The organism is Aquimarina algiphila, assembly GCF_007489275.1.
In the GTDB taxonomy this organism is placed as follows: Bacteria; Bacteroidota; Bacteroidia; order Flavobacteriales; family Flavobacteriaceae; genus Aquimarina; species Aquimarina algiphila.
The window spans coordinates 24,785-37,990 of sequence record NZ_VLNR01000085.1; the positions used below are offsets into that span (position 1 = coordinate 24,785).

The 13,206-nt window shown below is 32.0% G+C and carries 14 protein-coding genes and 1 pseudogene; 10 read left to right on the forward strand and 5 right to left on the reverse strand.

The window, feature by feature from the left end; translation table 11 throughout:
* Positions 1 to 732, reverse strand: coding sequence for a polyprenol monophosphomannose synthase (locus FOF46_RS26990; RefSeq protein ID WP_143918635.1), 732 nt, complete (start codon positions 730 to 732; stop codon positions 1 to 3).
* A 95-nt stretch (positions 733 to 827) separates the two neighbouring features.
* Between FOF46_RS26990 and FOF46_RS33145 the strand changes: the two genes are divergently transcribed.
* Together FOF46_RS33145 and FOF46_RS27000 are read left to right on the forward strand one after the other, a co-directional pair.
* Entirely contained in the window at positions 828 to 1,484 is a 657-nt protein-coding gene (locus FOF46_RS33145; protein ID WP_143918636.1) for a DUF4271 domain-containing protein, read from the forward strand.
* A 29-nt stretch (positions 1,485 to 1,513) separates the two neighbouring features.
* The gene (locus FOF46_RS27000; RefSeq protein ID WP_109434377.1) at positions 1,514 to 2,260 is read left to right on the forward strand and encodes a uroporphyrinogen-III synthase; all 747 of its coding nucleotides are present in this window, start codon (positions 1,514 to 1,516) and stop codon (positions 2,258 to 2,260) included.
* A 92-nt stretch (positions 2,261 to 2,352) separates the two neighbouring features.
* Here the strand turns inward: FOF46_RS27000 and FOF46_RS27005 are convergent.
* Both FOF46_RS27005 and FOF46_RS27010 read right to left on the reverse strand, forming a co-directional pair.
* Positions 2,353 to 3,540 (reverse strand): annotated as a pseudogene (locus FOF46_RS27005) (IS3 family transposase).
* Between the two features lie 87 nt (positions 3,541 to 3,627).
* A complete protein-coding gene (locus tag FOF46_RS27010) occupies positions 3,628 to 4,503 on the reverse strand; it encodes an SDR family oxidoreductase (protein WP_143918637.1) in 876 nt (291 codons plus the stop codon).
* A 149-nt stretch (positions 4,504 to 4,652) separates the two neighbouring features.
* Here FOF46_RS27010 and FOF46_RS27015 point away from each other — a divergent pair, with 149 nt between their 5' ends.
* Both FOF46_RS27015 and FOF46_RS27020 read left to right on the forward strand, forming a co-directional pair.
* Positions 4,653 to 4,985, forward strand: coding sequence for a winged helix-turn-helix transcriptional regulator (locus FOF46_RS27015; RefSeq protein WP_143918638.1), 333 nt, complete (start codon positions 4,653 to 4,655; stop codon positions 4,983 to 4,985).
* A gap of 12 nt (positions 4,986 to 4,997) precedes the next feature.
* Positions 4,998 to 5,396: a nuclear transport factor 2 family protein gene (locus FOF46_RS27020; RefSeq protein ID WP_143918639.1), complete on the forward strand. Its 399-nt coding sequence runs from the start codon at positions 4,998 to 5,000 to the stop codon at positions 5,394 to 5,396.
* A gap of 21 nt (positions 5,397 to 5,417) precedes the next feature.
* Here FOF46_RS27020 and FOF46_RS27025 read toward each other — a convergent pair whose 3' ends face one another.
* Together FOF46_RS27025 and FOF46_RS27030 are read right to left on the reverse strand one after the other, a co-directional pair.
* On the reverse strand, positions 5,418 to 5,768 hold the full coding sequence (locus FOF46_RS27025) for a hypothetical protein (protein WP_143918640.1): 351 nt from the start codon (positions 5,766 to 5,768) through the stop codon (positions 5,418 to 5,420).
* A 139-nt stretch (positions 5,769 to 5,907) separates the two neighbouring features.
* Entirely contained in the window at positions 5,908 to 6,213 is a 306-nt protein-coding gene (locus tag FOF46_RS27030) for a helix-turn-helix domain-containing protein (protein ID WP_109436148.1), read from the reverse strand.
* Positions 6,214 to 6,412: 199 nt separating this feature from the next.
* On the opposite strand from FOF46_RS27030, the gene FOF46_RS27035 reads away from it, so the two are divergent.
* From FOF46_RS27035 to FOF46_RS27060, 6 genes are all read left to right on the forward strand, one after another.
* Positions 6,413 to 9,559, forward strand: coding sequence for a S41 family peptidase (locus FOF46_RS27035; RefSeq protein ID WP_143918641.1), 3,147 nt, complete (start codon positions 6,413 to 6,415; stop codon positions 9,557 to 9,559).
* Between the two features lie 139 nt (positions 9,560 to 9,698).
* Entirely contained in the window at positions 9,699 to 10,568 is an 870-nt protein-coding gene (locus FOF46_RS27040) for an AraC family transcriptional regulator (RefSeq protein WP_109436149.1), read from the forward strand.
* A gap of 70 nt (positions 10,569 to 10,638) precedes the next feature.
* Positions 10,639 to 10,824, forward strand: a complete 186-nt coding sequence (locus tag FOF46_RS27045; RefSeq protein WP_109436150.1) for a hypothetical protein — start codon at positions 10,639 to 10,641, stop codon at positions 10,822 to 10,824.
* Positions 10,821 to 11,705 (forward strand): sterol desaturase family protein, encoded by an 885-nt coding sequence (locus FOF46_RS27050; protein WP_109436151.1) that lies wholly within the window; start codon positions 10,821 to 10,823, stop codon positions 11,703 to 11,705. Before FOF46_RS27045 ends, FOF46_RS27050 begins: the two co-directional genes overlap by 4 nt.
* Entirely contained in the window at positions 11,702 to 12,055 is a 354-nt protein-coding gene (locus FOF46_RS27055) for a SnoaL-like domain-containing protein (RefSeq protein ID WP_109436152.1), read from the forward strand. The genes FOF46_RS27050 and FOF46_RS27055 overlap by 4 nt, the downstream gene beginning before the upstream one ends.
* A gap of 81 nt (positions 12,056 to 12,136) precedes the next feature.
* Positions 12,137 to 13,099, forward strand: coding sequence for a DUF6624 domain-containing protein (locus tag FOF46_RS27060; protein WP_143918642.1), 963 nt, complete (start codon positions 12,137 to 12,139; stop codon positions 13,097 to 13,099).
* Positions 13,100 to 13,206 lie beyond the last annotated feature (107 nt).

The window sequence follows — 13,206 nt, forward strand, 5'->3', positions numbered from 1 at the left end:
TCATATTTCGTAACGATTAAATAAGCTGTTAAATTTCATTTTTATAACTCCAAAAACTGCTTCAGAAATAATTCCTTTACTCATTTTTGAAGCCCCACGTGTTCTATCTGTAAAAATTACAGGAACTTCTTTTATTTTAAATTTTAATAAGTGTGCTTTAAATTTCATTTCTATCTGAAAAGCATATCCCACAAATCGAATTTTTTTAAGATTTATTTTCTCCAATACCTCTCTTTTATAACAGATAAATCCGGCAGTTGTGTCATGAATATCCATTCCTGTTATAAATCGAACGTATTTTGAGGCTCCCCAAGACAATAAAACTCTACTCATTGGCCAATTTACTACATTGACTCCAGTAACATACCTAGATCCTATGGCAATATCAGAAGATCCTTTTGCACAAGCATTATATAACCGTATGAGGTCATTAGGATTATGAGAAAAATCGGCATCCATTTCAAAAATATAAGCATAAGATCGTTCTAATGCCCACTCAAAACCTGCTATATATGCAGTTCCCAGTCCAGATTTTACTTCTCGTTCTAGTAAAAAAAGAGATTCTGGATATTCTAATTGTAGTTCTTTTATTTTGGCAGCAGTTCCATCTGGAGAATTATCATCTACGATCAAAATGTGAAAATCACGCTGAAGCGAAAATACATTTCTAATGATTCGCTCCACATTCTCAATTTCATTATAGGTAGGGATTATGACTAATGCGTCCACCATCTAGGCTATTTTTCAGGCAAATATAACTAAATAATTACTAGATATTTTCTTGTTTTTATAAGTTAATTGATCGTAATTTTACCCCTGAATACAATATGGAATATATTTTACGCGAAATAACACCTACCAACTGGTTTACCATTTTAATTATGGCGTGCCTAATGCTCCTAGTGACAGCCAAGGGTGTGAATACCCTACGGTTTTCTGATTTTATCATGTTACTAGGCAATAATAAATATATTATATCTAATCAAAAACAAAATAAACTTTCATCCTTATTTAACGCAATCTTGCTTTTATTTCAGGTAGTTTCGGTATCGTTGTTTATATATTTATGTTTTGATGTCTTTAAATGGAATGTAGCTCCCAATGAAATTACATTATATTTTAAAATTGCAATCTTATATACGGTTATCGTTGTTTGTAAGTTATTAATAGAAAAAATTATTGCCGCTATTTTTTCTATTGATTCTATAATTGATGAATATTTATTTTACAAAGTATCCTATCGCAATTTTATGGGTGTCATCCTATTACCTGTCAATATCATATTTATATATGCTGTAAATCCTTCTAAAATTGCTTTTGTAATACTATTGATTTCACTGTCTATTCTAAACATAATTGTGCTCGTTTCCTTTTATAAGAAAAACGAAAATGTTATTTTAAACTACTTGTTTTATTTTATTTTGTATCTTTGCGCACTTGAAATCGCACCCTATTTTATACTATATAAGCTTATTAGTAATTAGTAGGACCTTTACAAAAAGAAAGAATATATATGAAAGTGAAAACAATTTTGGTCTCACAGCCGGAGCCTAAAGTGGAAAATTCACCTTATTTTGATTTAGAAGAAAAGGAAAAGGTAAAAATTGACTTTATCCCCTTCATTCATGTAGAGGGAGTTGATGCAAAGGAAGTAAGATTGCAAAAAGTAGATTTATCACAATACACTGCTATTATTCTTACTAGCCGTAACTCTGTTGATCATTTCTTTAGAATAGCTGAAGAAATGCGCTTTAAGGTTCCTGATACACTTAAGTATTTCTGTCAAAGTGAGGCTGTAGCTTATTATCTTCAGAAATATGTGGTATACCGCAAAAGAAAGATTTACGTGGGAAAACGTACTTTTCAGGAATTATCCCCACTAATCAAGAAGTATAAAAACGAAAAGTTCTTATTACCTTCTTCTGATAAGTTAAAACCCTTAATTCCAGACACTTTAAATAATCTAAAAGTAGACTGGAAACAGGGGATTTTTTACAAAACTGTGGTAAGTGATCTTTCTGATCTAAGAGATGTATTTTATGACATTTTGGTTTTCTTTAGTCCTTCTGGAATACAATCATTATTTGAGAATTTTCCAGATTTTAAACAAAACGATACTCGAATTGCTGTTTTTGGTAACTCGACGGTAAAAGCTGCAGAAGAGCATAATTTGATTGTTAATATTCAAGCTCCTACACCAGAGACTCCGTCAATGACAATGGCGCTTCAGAAATATATCAAAGAAGCAAATAAAAAATAACTAGAGTTTTAATCTTAAAGGCACATATCTCTAGGTTAAGATAAAGTTATTCATATGAGTCGTCCTAAAATAGGTTGACAATTTTACGATATTTAATTTAGTCCTGTGAAGCTAGCTTCACAGGATTTTTTGTTATGTACAAAATTAGGTGTTTTTAAATTAAGACTCCAATGTGGTCTTTTATTATTATAAGTTTCTATGGATTGTTCTATTAATTTTTTGAGTTCTGTTCCATTATTACAGATATTGATTAAAAATTCACCTTTCAATATTCCATTGATTCGTTCAGCAAGTGCATTTTGATAACAATCATACCCATCGGTCATTGATGGAATTATCTTATGTTTTTTTAATGCTGACTGATAGGTGGCAGAACAATGCTGTAAACCTCTATCGGAATGATGTATCAGATCTTTAGTAGTTTTTCTATTATGAGTTGCCATTTTTATGGCCTGTACCACATTTTCTGCACTCATATCATCACTAAGGTGGTAGCCCATTATTTTTCTACTATAAGCATCACTAACCAATGATAAATAATGAGTTCTTTCTCTGCTTTTAATATAGGTGATATCGCTAACAAAAAACTCTTCAGGTCTTGAAGGACTAGTATCTTTCATTAAATTAGGATGTTTTCTAAGCCAATGTTTAGAATTTGTGGTTTTTGTATAGTTTTTCTTAGGTTGTATCAATAGGGATTCACTACGCAGGTAATCGAATAAGGCATCTCTCCCTATTTTAATTCCTTGACGATCAAACTCTTGTTTTAATAAAAAATATAGCTTTCTAGTGCCTAATCTAGGCATATCCATCCGAGTTTGTTGTACCAGATGTTTTACCTGACTAAGTTGCTTATTACGAGCCAGTGATCGCTTTTGTGATTGATAGATTGCCTGTCTACTGATCCCAAACAATCGACAACAACGTGACAGACTTATTGGTCTTTGTTGTTGGATGCATCGGATTGATTGGGTAAAAACTTTTTTCTGATCCCAGTACCATATTGTTTATCTGAAATATCGATCATGGTATTGAGAATCTCATTTTTGAGTTTTTCATCCGAAAGCTCACGCTCTAATCGCTTGATCTTTTGTGCTGGTGTTTCTTTTGATTTTGGCATTTGGTGTTGAATTGGTTTACTCCAGTCTAAGGTACCATGNTTTTTGGGCTTGCTTATAGGTCAGCTCACCTTTTTCAACTTGGGCAACTATTGCCAATTTAAAGCCTAAATTGTAATCTCGTTGTGTACGCTTCTTCCTTGGTTGTTCTGAATGTTTCATAAATAAGTCAATTTTGTGTCAACTTATTTTAGGACAAGACAGAAAAATAAAAAAAGCCTCACTGATCACAATAAGACTTTTGAAAGGTTAGTTAGCCCAACTCACAGAATCAACCCATTCATCAAGTGTCTGTGGTGTCACAGATAAAAGTTTATTTGTATTTTTAAAATCTTTTTTCAAAAATTCTGTTTGGTTTTGCTCTACATAACGATATAAATTAGAGATTTCTCTTGCTGCAAGTTCTCCAAATGCCGGAGCAAGTTGTTTTTCAAAATCATCAGGTAATACTCCTACAAAATTTACTGGTTTTTTGATCTTATCTGAAATTGCAGCTGCGATTTCTTCTCCAGTAAATAAATTGCCTCCAATAGGTAATGTCTGACCTGCTAATTCAGGTTTATCGATAGCAGATACTACATATTTTGCTAAATCTATATGACTTATCCATGGAACTTTTGTACCAGAAGTAACAGGATAAGGCAAGATATTATCATTTAAAATAACAGGGATAGACCATGGTGCTGCCAGATTATCAATATAAATATCCGGTACTAAGGTGATTACATTTAACCCTGAGGCATCAAATAACCTTTTCATCTCTACCTTTAGATTAAGCGCCAATAATTCTGTTTCTTCCTTTGGTAAATCAAAAGTTGCATTAAAAATAACAAGATCAACCTTTTGTTCTTTTGCTGCAGCAATAAAATTCGATGTATATTCTTTTGCAAGTTTCATATCAAAAAGTAGCGGAAACGTATACACAGCAACATTTGTATGTTGCAAAGCTTTGTTCAGAGCTTCTTTATCTCCTAACCCTCCCTCTATTATATCTATTCCCTCTCTCACCGGTACTCCTTCTCCTATTGTCCTCTTAAGCGTAGAAATTTTATGATTTTTTGCAATCAACTGTTGTGCAATGTTACCCCCCTGAAACCCGGAAGCTCCGGAAACAAAAATTTTCATAATATTTATTTTTTTAGGTGTCTTTACGACACATGATTTTTTTAATATCTTTGGCAAAATTACAGCAGTACTGCATTTTTCACAAGTACTTACCTTTATGTATGGTACTTACATAAAAGTATGTAATACTGATTATCAAAATGTTATCAATGGAAAAAGATGAAAAAAATATTGAAGTTTGCCCTGTAAAAGAAGCATTAAAGGTTATTGGAGGAAAATGGAGGTTACAAATAGTACACGAAATAGGAGAAGAAAAGAAAAGGTTTGGTGAAATGAAAAGATTGATTCCTGCCATTAGCGAAAAAATGTTAATTCAGGAGCTTAAAAATTTAACTGCTTATGGAATTTTAAACAGGAAAGCGTATAAAGAGATTCCGCCTAAAGTGGAATATTCTTTGACAACTATCGGTAAAGAAATTCTACCTATTATAGAACAAATAGAGATGTTTGGAAGCAAGTTAATTAATGATGAAAACCAATAAAACAAGTACTTTATGAGTACCTCAACAGGATTATCACAATGGCATCAATTTGTTAGAAATCGAGACTTTGCTGCCTTAGAAAGCCTTATTGCAGATGATGCTGTATTACATTCGCCAGTAGTCTGGACTCCTCAAAAAGGAAAGAAAATTGTGTGTATGTACCTTATTGCCGCTGGTAATATTATTGCCAATGACCATTTTCAATATGTTCGTGAAATAACAAATGGACTGCATAGTATTCTTGAATTTACTACTGTGATTGATGGAGTAATTGTAGAAGGTGTAGATATGCTTACTTTTGATAAAGATGGAAAATTAGCAGACATTAAAGTTATGATTCGTCCTTTAAAAGCAATACAGATCGTACATCAAAAAATGGGTGAGTTTCTGGAAAATATGAAAAAAAACTGAGTTTTTAGTCTGGCATTGGCCTTAAAGCATATTTTTTTGCTGAGTCTGAAGTCTAATTCGTAATGCTATATAAAAATCAAAAACAACTTCGTCTGTAGCAGCACTATCTTCTGCGTTTACCTTTATAGAATAACTACTTAAAGTCTTATGATACCATTCTAATAAGATATCGGTTCGATTATCAAAACCAATTAATGATAAAATTGCCGTGCCAAGTTCTACATTAAAAAAAGAGGTGTCAAAGCCTAATGTATTCAATTGATTCATAAACCTATTTCCTAGTAATTCATTTCTAATCAAAAACAAGATCAAATCCTGATGTGTTGACAATTTAAAATTTGGAAAATTCAGAGTTTCTAGGTCTATTTTCATTAGTTTATATTTTATTATTTCGCATGGTCAGAAATACCAACAAGAATTACCGGGTAGGAAATGTAACTCTTATCAAGAAAAATATCTTATCTTAAAAATACTCCTCAGTATTTTAGGAGTAAAATTCAAATCATCTTTGCTATTTTTTTAATGTTCTACGATATTCTGCCTTTTCTTCGGCCACTTTTAGAATTTCTGTAGAACAATTCATCTCATAGATCTGTTTTGCAAGTCGATCACTTATATATTCATTGTGCAATTCTTTTGGGTTTAACTCAAAAACCATTGCTAATCTATCAAGTCTCTTCTCATCAAAATCGCGTTTTCCATTTTCAATTTTACTGAGATTAGCAGAGTCCAGATCCAATTGAGCAGCTAGCTGAGTCAACGTTAAACCCTTCTCTGTTCTAAGTAATCTTATATATTCTCCAAAAGTTTCTTTCATTTGACTTGTCAAAGTTTGACAAATTTATTGTTTTTTAAGATCATTACAAAATGATTTATTTCTTTAATATAACCTATAGAAATAATGAAATTCCTATTCTGCTTATACATCAACACAATCATCTATTTTTTAACGTTTTATTCTAAAATTAATATTGCTCAAGTTTAGTATCTTTCCTCCTTCAATCAAAAACTTCTTCATGATCAAATCAATTTTAACTTCAATTCTTTGCTTAGTATGTACGTTGATAATATATTCTCAAGAAGCTTATTTCACCATGGACCCTACGTTAACTCCAGATGGTCAAACTATAATATTTAGTTATGATGGTGATTTATGGAAAGTTCCTTCCAAAGGAGGGGAAGCATCTAGATTAACCGGTATGCAGGGTAATGAAACACTACCTAGTGTTTCTCCAGACGGAAAATGGTTAGCATTTAGCGCCACTCAATATGGGAATAAAGATATCTACATTATGCCAATGAATGGTGGAGAAATTCGGCAACTTACCTTTCATGATTCTTCAGATGATATGGATAGTTGGTCTTGGGATTCTAAAAAAATATATTTCACCTCCTCCAGAGAAAATCGGTTTAGTGGTTATGAAGTATCCATTGAAGGAGCAACTCCTAATCGTTTATTTAATCATTATTTTAATACCATGCATAATGTAAAAGCTCATCCAAAAACTGGTGAAATCTTCTTTAATGAGAGTTGGGAGAGTAAAAACTTCACCCATAGAAAACGGTATAAAGGAGATTACAATCCAGACATTAAATCTTATAATCCAAAAACAAAAGAATATAAACAATACACTTCCTATAGAGGAAAAGATTTTTGGACTACTATAGATCAAAATGGTAACCTCTATTTTGTTTCTGATGAAGATAATGGTGAGTATAATCTGTACACCTTTAAAAGTGATCAAAAAACAAGACTTACTGCATTTGAAACCTCTATCAAAAGACCCCATGTAAGTGCAAATGGAAAAAATATTGTTTTTATAAAGGATTATCAAATCCATTTGTATAATATCACTACTAATACGACAAAAAAAGTCCCTATACGTATCTATCTCAACAACACATTAGGTAAAACCCAGGATTTTCAGGTTAAAGATAAAATCTCATATTTTGATATTTCTACTGATAACAAAAAAATAGCTTTTGTGTCTAGAGGTCAGTTATTCGTTTCAGATATAAAAGGCAAATTTATTCAACAAATACCTACTAACTCAGAAGAAAGAGTAGTAGAAGTAAAATGGTTAAAGGATAATCGTAATTTGCTATTTAATCAAACTGATGGTGGTTACCTTAATTTGTTCACCATTTCTGCCGAAGGAAAAAGTTTAGCAAAACAAGTCACTTCTGATTTAAGAAACAATGTAAATATCGAAATAAGTGCCAAACATACACAAGCAGTATACATAAGCGGTAGAGACGAATTACGGATTCTCAATCTCGAAAACCTAAAAAGCACTACAGCCGTAAAAGATGAATTTTGGGCTTTATATGCTCCACAACCAAGGTTTTCTCCTAATGATGAGTACATTGTATATAATGCAATTCGCAATTTTGAGAATGATATTTTCACCTATCACATACCATCAAAAAAAATAATAAACCTAACTCAAACGGGAGTAACCGAAAACAGTCCATTTTGGTCAAAAGATGGCAAGTATATTTATTTTGATTCCAATCCAACACAACCCAGTTATCCTTATGGATTAAATGAAGCTAATATTTATAGAATGCCATTAGATAAGTATGAAGCCCCATATACTTTTAAGAAATTCGAAGAACTTTTTGTAGAAAATAAAGATAATGAAGAGGAGAAGGAAAAAGAGAAGACAAAAGATAAAATCGAAGCTATTAAAATCAATATCAACAAAAAAGGGTTAATGGATCGTATTGAGCGTATAAGTCCATCTTTTGGTTATCAAGGTGGGGCTTATGTAATTGATAAAGAAGAAACTTCATACATCTTTTATGTATCTAATCATGATGAAGGAGATACCAAATTATGGAAAACAACTATTAAACCCTTTGAAGAAAACAAAACCGAAAAAGTTGGGGATCATAAAATCTCTTATTTTCAAATTGCTTCTGGAAAAGAAAAACATTATATACTACTAGATGGTAACATTCATACTCTGGATATCGAAAGTAATAAAGTAGAAAAAATAAAAATCGACTTTAAATTTAGAAAAACATTATCCAATGAATTTAAACAAATGTTTCAAGAAGCCTGGGCTGGTTTTGAAGAGAATTTTTATGATGGTGATTTTCATGGAGAAGATTGGAAAAAGCTTAAAAATCAGTATGAAGTATACCTCCCCTATATTAGTAATCGTTCTCATTTAAGGCTATTATTTAACGATATGTTGGGTGAACTTAATACGTCACATTTCGGTTTTAGATCAACAGGTAAAGAAGAGGAAGGCTTTTACAAAACTAACACACTGGCTACTGGGATTGTGTTCTCAAAAAAAGATCCATATCTGGTTGAAAGGATTATTACCGATAGCCCTGCAGATGTAGCAAATAAAAACATTTTCCCTGGAGATCGTTTACTGCAAGTGAATACTCAAAAGATTAATCCAAAAAACAATCGTGAATCTTATTTTACTCAACCCACTTTGGATAAGGAAATAAGATTAACTTTTGAACGTAATGCTCAAAAAATCCTTGTAGATCTTCACCCGATCCAATCAAACAGCCTAAGAGGGTTACTTTATGACGAATGGGTAGATAATAATCAAGCATATGTTGACCAAAAAGGTAATAAAAAAATTGCATATGTTCATATGAAAAACATGGGTGGTAATGAACTCCTTAATTTTAAAAAAGAAATGGTGTCTGAAGGGTATAAGAGGGATGCTTTGATTCTGGATTTAAGGAACAATACAGGTGGGAATGTTCATGATGAAGTATTACAGTTCTTATCTCAAAAACCATATCTCAAATGGAAATATAGAGGAGGGAAAACGACTTCACAACCAAATTTTGGACCAGCAGCAAAACCTATAATAATCCTAATCAATGAGCAGACATTGAGTGATGCAGAAATGACTTCTGCAGGGTTTAAAGAACTGGGGTTAGGTAAAGTTATTGGAACAGAGTCCTATCGTTGGATTATTTTTACTTCTGGCAAAGGACTCGTTGACGGTTCATTTTATCGTTTACCTTCATGGGGGTGTTATACATTAGATGGTAAAAATTTAGAAAAGACTGGAGTTGCACCAGATATCTATATAAAAGAAACATTTAAAAATCGAATGGAGGGTACTCAACCACAATTAGACAGAGCTATTTCAGAAATAATAAAACAAATAGAACAAAATTAGATTTCTATTCTAATTATAAATTCAGGACTTCGCAGGTCTATTTGGTCTGCGAAGTATATAAATATTTATCTCATAACTGTCCAAAACAGACAACTATCAAATGATATTCTATTCGTATCTTTCTTAAAAACGATATATAATGAGTAATCCTACACAACTCGAAAGATATAAATCTCTATTAAACTTTTTGGACAAAAGATTTAAGGAAGATATTACCATCAAGGACATAGAAGAAGTATCATTTTACTCTTATAGAAATATCAACAGAATTTTTCTTGCCCTACACCACGAAACCATAGGAAAATATATCAAAAGGATCAAGCTTGAAAAAGCAGCACAATATCTAAAGTATTCTGACACTTCTATTTCTGATATTGCCTTTAATATTGGGTATAGCGATATTGCAGCCTTTAGCAAGGCATTTAAAAATCAATTTAATTGTTCTCCTTCTCAATTTAGAGAAACTCAGGAACTCAAACTGCAAATACAAAAAAGAGCTGTTGATACAGATTACATACATAAAAAACCTTCAATAACATTTGAAATAGAAGAATTACCAAGTCTTGATATTCTTTACTTGACTTATCATGGGACCTATGAAAATATCGATGGTATCAAAAATACCTGGGAACAACTTGTTGATTATGCCTTAAAAAATAATCTTATCGATGATGATACTATTTGCATGGCAGAGATTTTGGATGATAATGATATTACCGACACAATTCATTGTCGATATAATGCTGCAATTGTTATAGAACTACCATTAAAATTTGAGGTAGAAGGGCTTTTTAGAACCAAAACAATAGCACCACAAAAGTATATCAAATTCCTCCATAAAGGCAGTCATGAAGATTCTCTAATTACTTATGATTATATCTATACCCATTGGATGACCGACATACAATTCGAACTTGTTGACAAACCAACTATAGAATTTTTCCTGAATGATGAAACCGATACTCCCGCAGATCAATTACTGACCGAAATTTATATTCCTATTAAATAAAGGATTGTCCAAAATTGACAAACACACAGATTGATCTTCCTATTATTTTTGCTTAATAAGCAAGAATAATATGAATAATCTTACATTTCAAAAGCATTGGTATTTAGGAGTTTTAGGATGTATTGGTTTCTACTCCTTTCAAGATGTAATCGATTTTTATCATGGTAATGGTTCTGTCTGGGAATTATTAAGCCTATTGTGGTTCCTTTGGTTCTTATATTTTCTTCCTCAAAAAAACAATAAAAATAAATTATGAATATCGAAGAAATAATAACTCTTTTTGAAAATTCGGAAGTATTGACATATATAGGATATTTCTTTATTCTAAATATTACGCTTACTCTGTTCGAAATTTTTCTGGATATTTTTACTGCCAAAGAACGCAGGTGGAAGGATACCGGAGCAAACATTATTATCTTTTTTCTTGGACAATTATTAGAAAAAACAATTTTGGGTTCTATAGGAATCATTTGCCTTTTACCCTTTTATCATCTTTCTCCATTTGAGATCGAAATGAATAATTGGACATGGGCTTTAGGTATATTAGTTGCCGATTTTACATACTATTGGATGCATCGATTAGAACACGAACATCGTATTTTATGGGCAAATCATAGTGTACATCATTCCTCAGAAGACTATAACTTATCTATAGCAATGCGATTAAGCATTGTCGAAAGCGCAATAGAATGGATTTTTCTTATTCCGATGATATTGATAGGGTTTAATCCTTTTCAGGCTATAGTGTGTTTAGTTTTTGTAGCCCAATATCAAACCTGGATACATACAGAAAGAATTGTCAAACTTGGATGGCTCGATGAAATATTTAATACTCCTTCTGTACATAGAGTACATCACGGTTCTAATGATATCTATATTGATAAGAATTATGGCGGAATTCTCATACTATGGGATAAGGTATTCGGAACTTTTCAAAGAGAAGAAGAAAAAGTAGTTTATGGACTCACAAAAAATATACACACTAATAATCCCATCACAATTAATTTTATTGAATACAAAAATATCTGGAAGGATGTAAAACAATGTAATACATGGAAAGATAGATTCAGAATTATTTTTGGAAATCTTATCTGGAGACCTCCTTATTTTAAGCAATCTGAAAAAAACAACATATGACTATTACAATAGCTAATCAACTCGTAGATTTACTAAAAGAAAAAAAGTTTTTAGAGGCTCAAGAGCAGTTATTTGCTTTGGAAGCAGTAAATATCGAACCAGAACAGTATCAGGAACGATCTGTAATTGGTTTAAAAGCCATGATTCAGAAAGAAAAGACATTTCTTTCGAATATAAAGCAATGGAATCGTTTTGAGGTTTCTAAACCTTTAGTGAGTTCAAATCACTTTAGCATAAGAATGATAACTGATGTCACATTAGTAAATAACACCGATGTCTGTATAGACGAAATTATTGTGTATGAAGTTGCAAACGGAAAGATTATAAAAGAACAATTCTTTTATCATTAAATTTATTTCAAAAGCAAATTCTATTCTATTTTTTTAAATAACCATTACCTTCCTTTGTTAGTGTTATTTAAATTAAATAGTATGAAAAACAATTCATTATCCGCAGTATATATATGCCTTTTGATTTTGATTTTCGGTTGTAACACACCTAAAAAAGAAAGTGAAAAAATTAGTAAGGAAGGATATACTACTAGCGGTCAAAATCCAAAATGGGTACGTAGTTTAATCAATGCATATAGAACTCTAAATGATGGTCAAAGTATTGAAGCTGCTAATCAACTATATGAAGCAGCAGAGCTTATGCCCAAAAAAAACTGGGAGATCTACTTTATGGCAGCAACGGTGTATTCTACCAAAAACAAAAATGAAGAAGCCTTTCAATCATTACATAAAGCGATACAAGCCGGACTTAGAGATTCTGTATTGACGGCCACCTATCCAAGCTTATCCAGCCTAAGAAACGACTCAAGATGGAATACGCTACTACATACTATAAGTAATAATAGAAAGAAATATACACAGTCCATTAAAAATCCTGAGTTATTAAAAGAATTGGAAGAAATGTGGGCACAGGATCAACTTGCATTATCTCAATACGAAGAAAAAACAAAATCTCTAGATAGTAATGCTTCTGTAGAGGAATACCAATTACTTTTTAAAGCTGTCGAAGATCGATGGGAAATAAATAAAAATAAGCTCGATAGTATAATTGATATTCATGGTTGGCCCGGAAATGAACTTGTTGGAGAGGACGGAGCAAAAATCAGTTGGGCAATACCACAACATTACCCCGATGTTTTTTTTAAACAAAAATGCCTATCCCTAATCAAAAAAGCAATGAAAAAAGGAGATATGGATCCCAATCATTATGCAGAGCTCAATGACAGGATAGCAAGAGATATTTGGCAGAAACAAACCTATGGAGCAAGTATGGGACAAGGCGCCCCTCACCCTATTCAAGATCCTGCCAATGTAGATCAAAGAAGGGTAGCATTAGGGCTTCTAGAACCCATAGAGGTTTATTGGAAATTCTTGCCAAACTGACCCACCTATTCCTATTATATTGACCCAGTAAATCCTATTTAAACTGACCCACCTATTCTTGTTTAAATTGACCCACCCCCAAAAGTGTGTGTATTAAATAACTTGTA

Excerpts from the sequence above, each read along its gene's own strand:
- FOF46_RS26990 (WP_143918635.1), bottom strand. The coding sequence starts at position 732 with ATGGTGGACGCATTAGTCATAATCCCTACCTATAATGAAATTGAGAAT.
- FOF46_RS33145 (WP_143918636.1), top strand. The coding sequence starts at position 828 with ATGGAATATATTTTACGCGAAATAACACCTACCAACTGGTTTACCATT.
- FOF46_RS27000 (WP_109434377.1), top strand. The coding sequence starts at position 1,514 with ATGAAAGTGAAAACAATTTTGGTCTCACAGCCGGAGCCTAAAGTGGAA.
- FOF46_RS27010 (WP_143918637.1), bottom strand. The coding sequence starts at position 4,503 with ATGAAAATTTTTGTTTCCGGAGCTTCCGGGTTTCAGGGGGGTAACATT.
- FOF46_RS27015 (WP_143918638.1), top strand. The coding sequence starts at position 4,653 with ATGGAAAAAGATGAAAAAAATATTGAAGTTTGCCCTGTAAAAGAAGCA.
- FOF46_RS27020 (WP_143918639.1), top strand. The coding sequence starts at position 4,998 with ATGAGTACCTCAACAGGATTATCACAATGGCATCAATTTGTTAGAAAT.
- FOF46_RS27025 (WP_143918640.1), bottom strand. The coding sequence starts at position 5,768 with ATGAAAATAGACCTAGAAACTCTGAATTTTCCAAATTTTAAATTGTCA.
- FOF46_RS27030 (WP_109436148.1), bottom strand. The coding sequence starts at position 6,213 with ATGAAAGAAACTTTTGGAGAATATATAAGATTACTTAGAACAGAGAAG.
- FOF46_RS27035 (WP_143918641.1), top strand. The coding sequence starts at position 6,413 with ATGATCAAATCAATTTTAACTTCAATTCTTTGCTTAGTATGTACGTTG.
- FOF46_RS27040 (WP_109436149.1), top strand. The coding sequence starts at position 9,699 with ATGAGTAATCCTACACAACTCGAAAGATATAAATCTCTATTAAACTTT.
- FOF46_RS27045 (WP_109436150.1), top strand. The coding sequence starts at position 10,639 with ATGAATAATCTTACATTTCAAAAGCATTGGTATTTAGGAGTTTTAGGA.
- FOF46_RS27050 (WP_109436151.1), top strand. The coding sequence starts at position 10,821 with ATGAATATCGAAGAAATAATAACTCTTTTTGAAAATTCGGAAGTATTG.
- FOF46_RS27055 (WP_109436152.1), top strand. The coding sequence starts at position 11,702 with ATGACTATTACAATAGCTAATCAACTCGTAGATTTACTAAAAGAAAAA.
- FOF46_RS27060 (WP_143918642.1), top strand. The coding sequence starts at position 12,137 with ATGAAAAACAATTCATTATCCGCAGTATATATATGCCTTTTGATTTTG.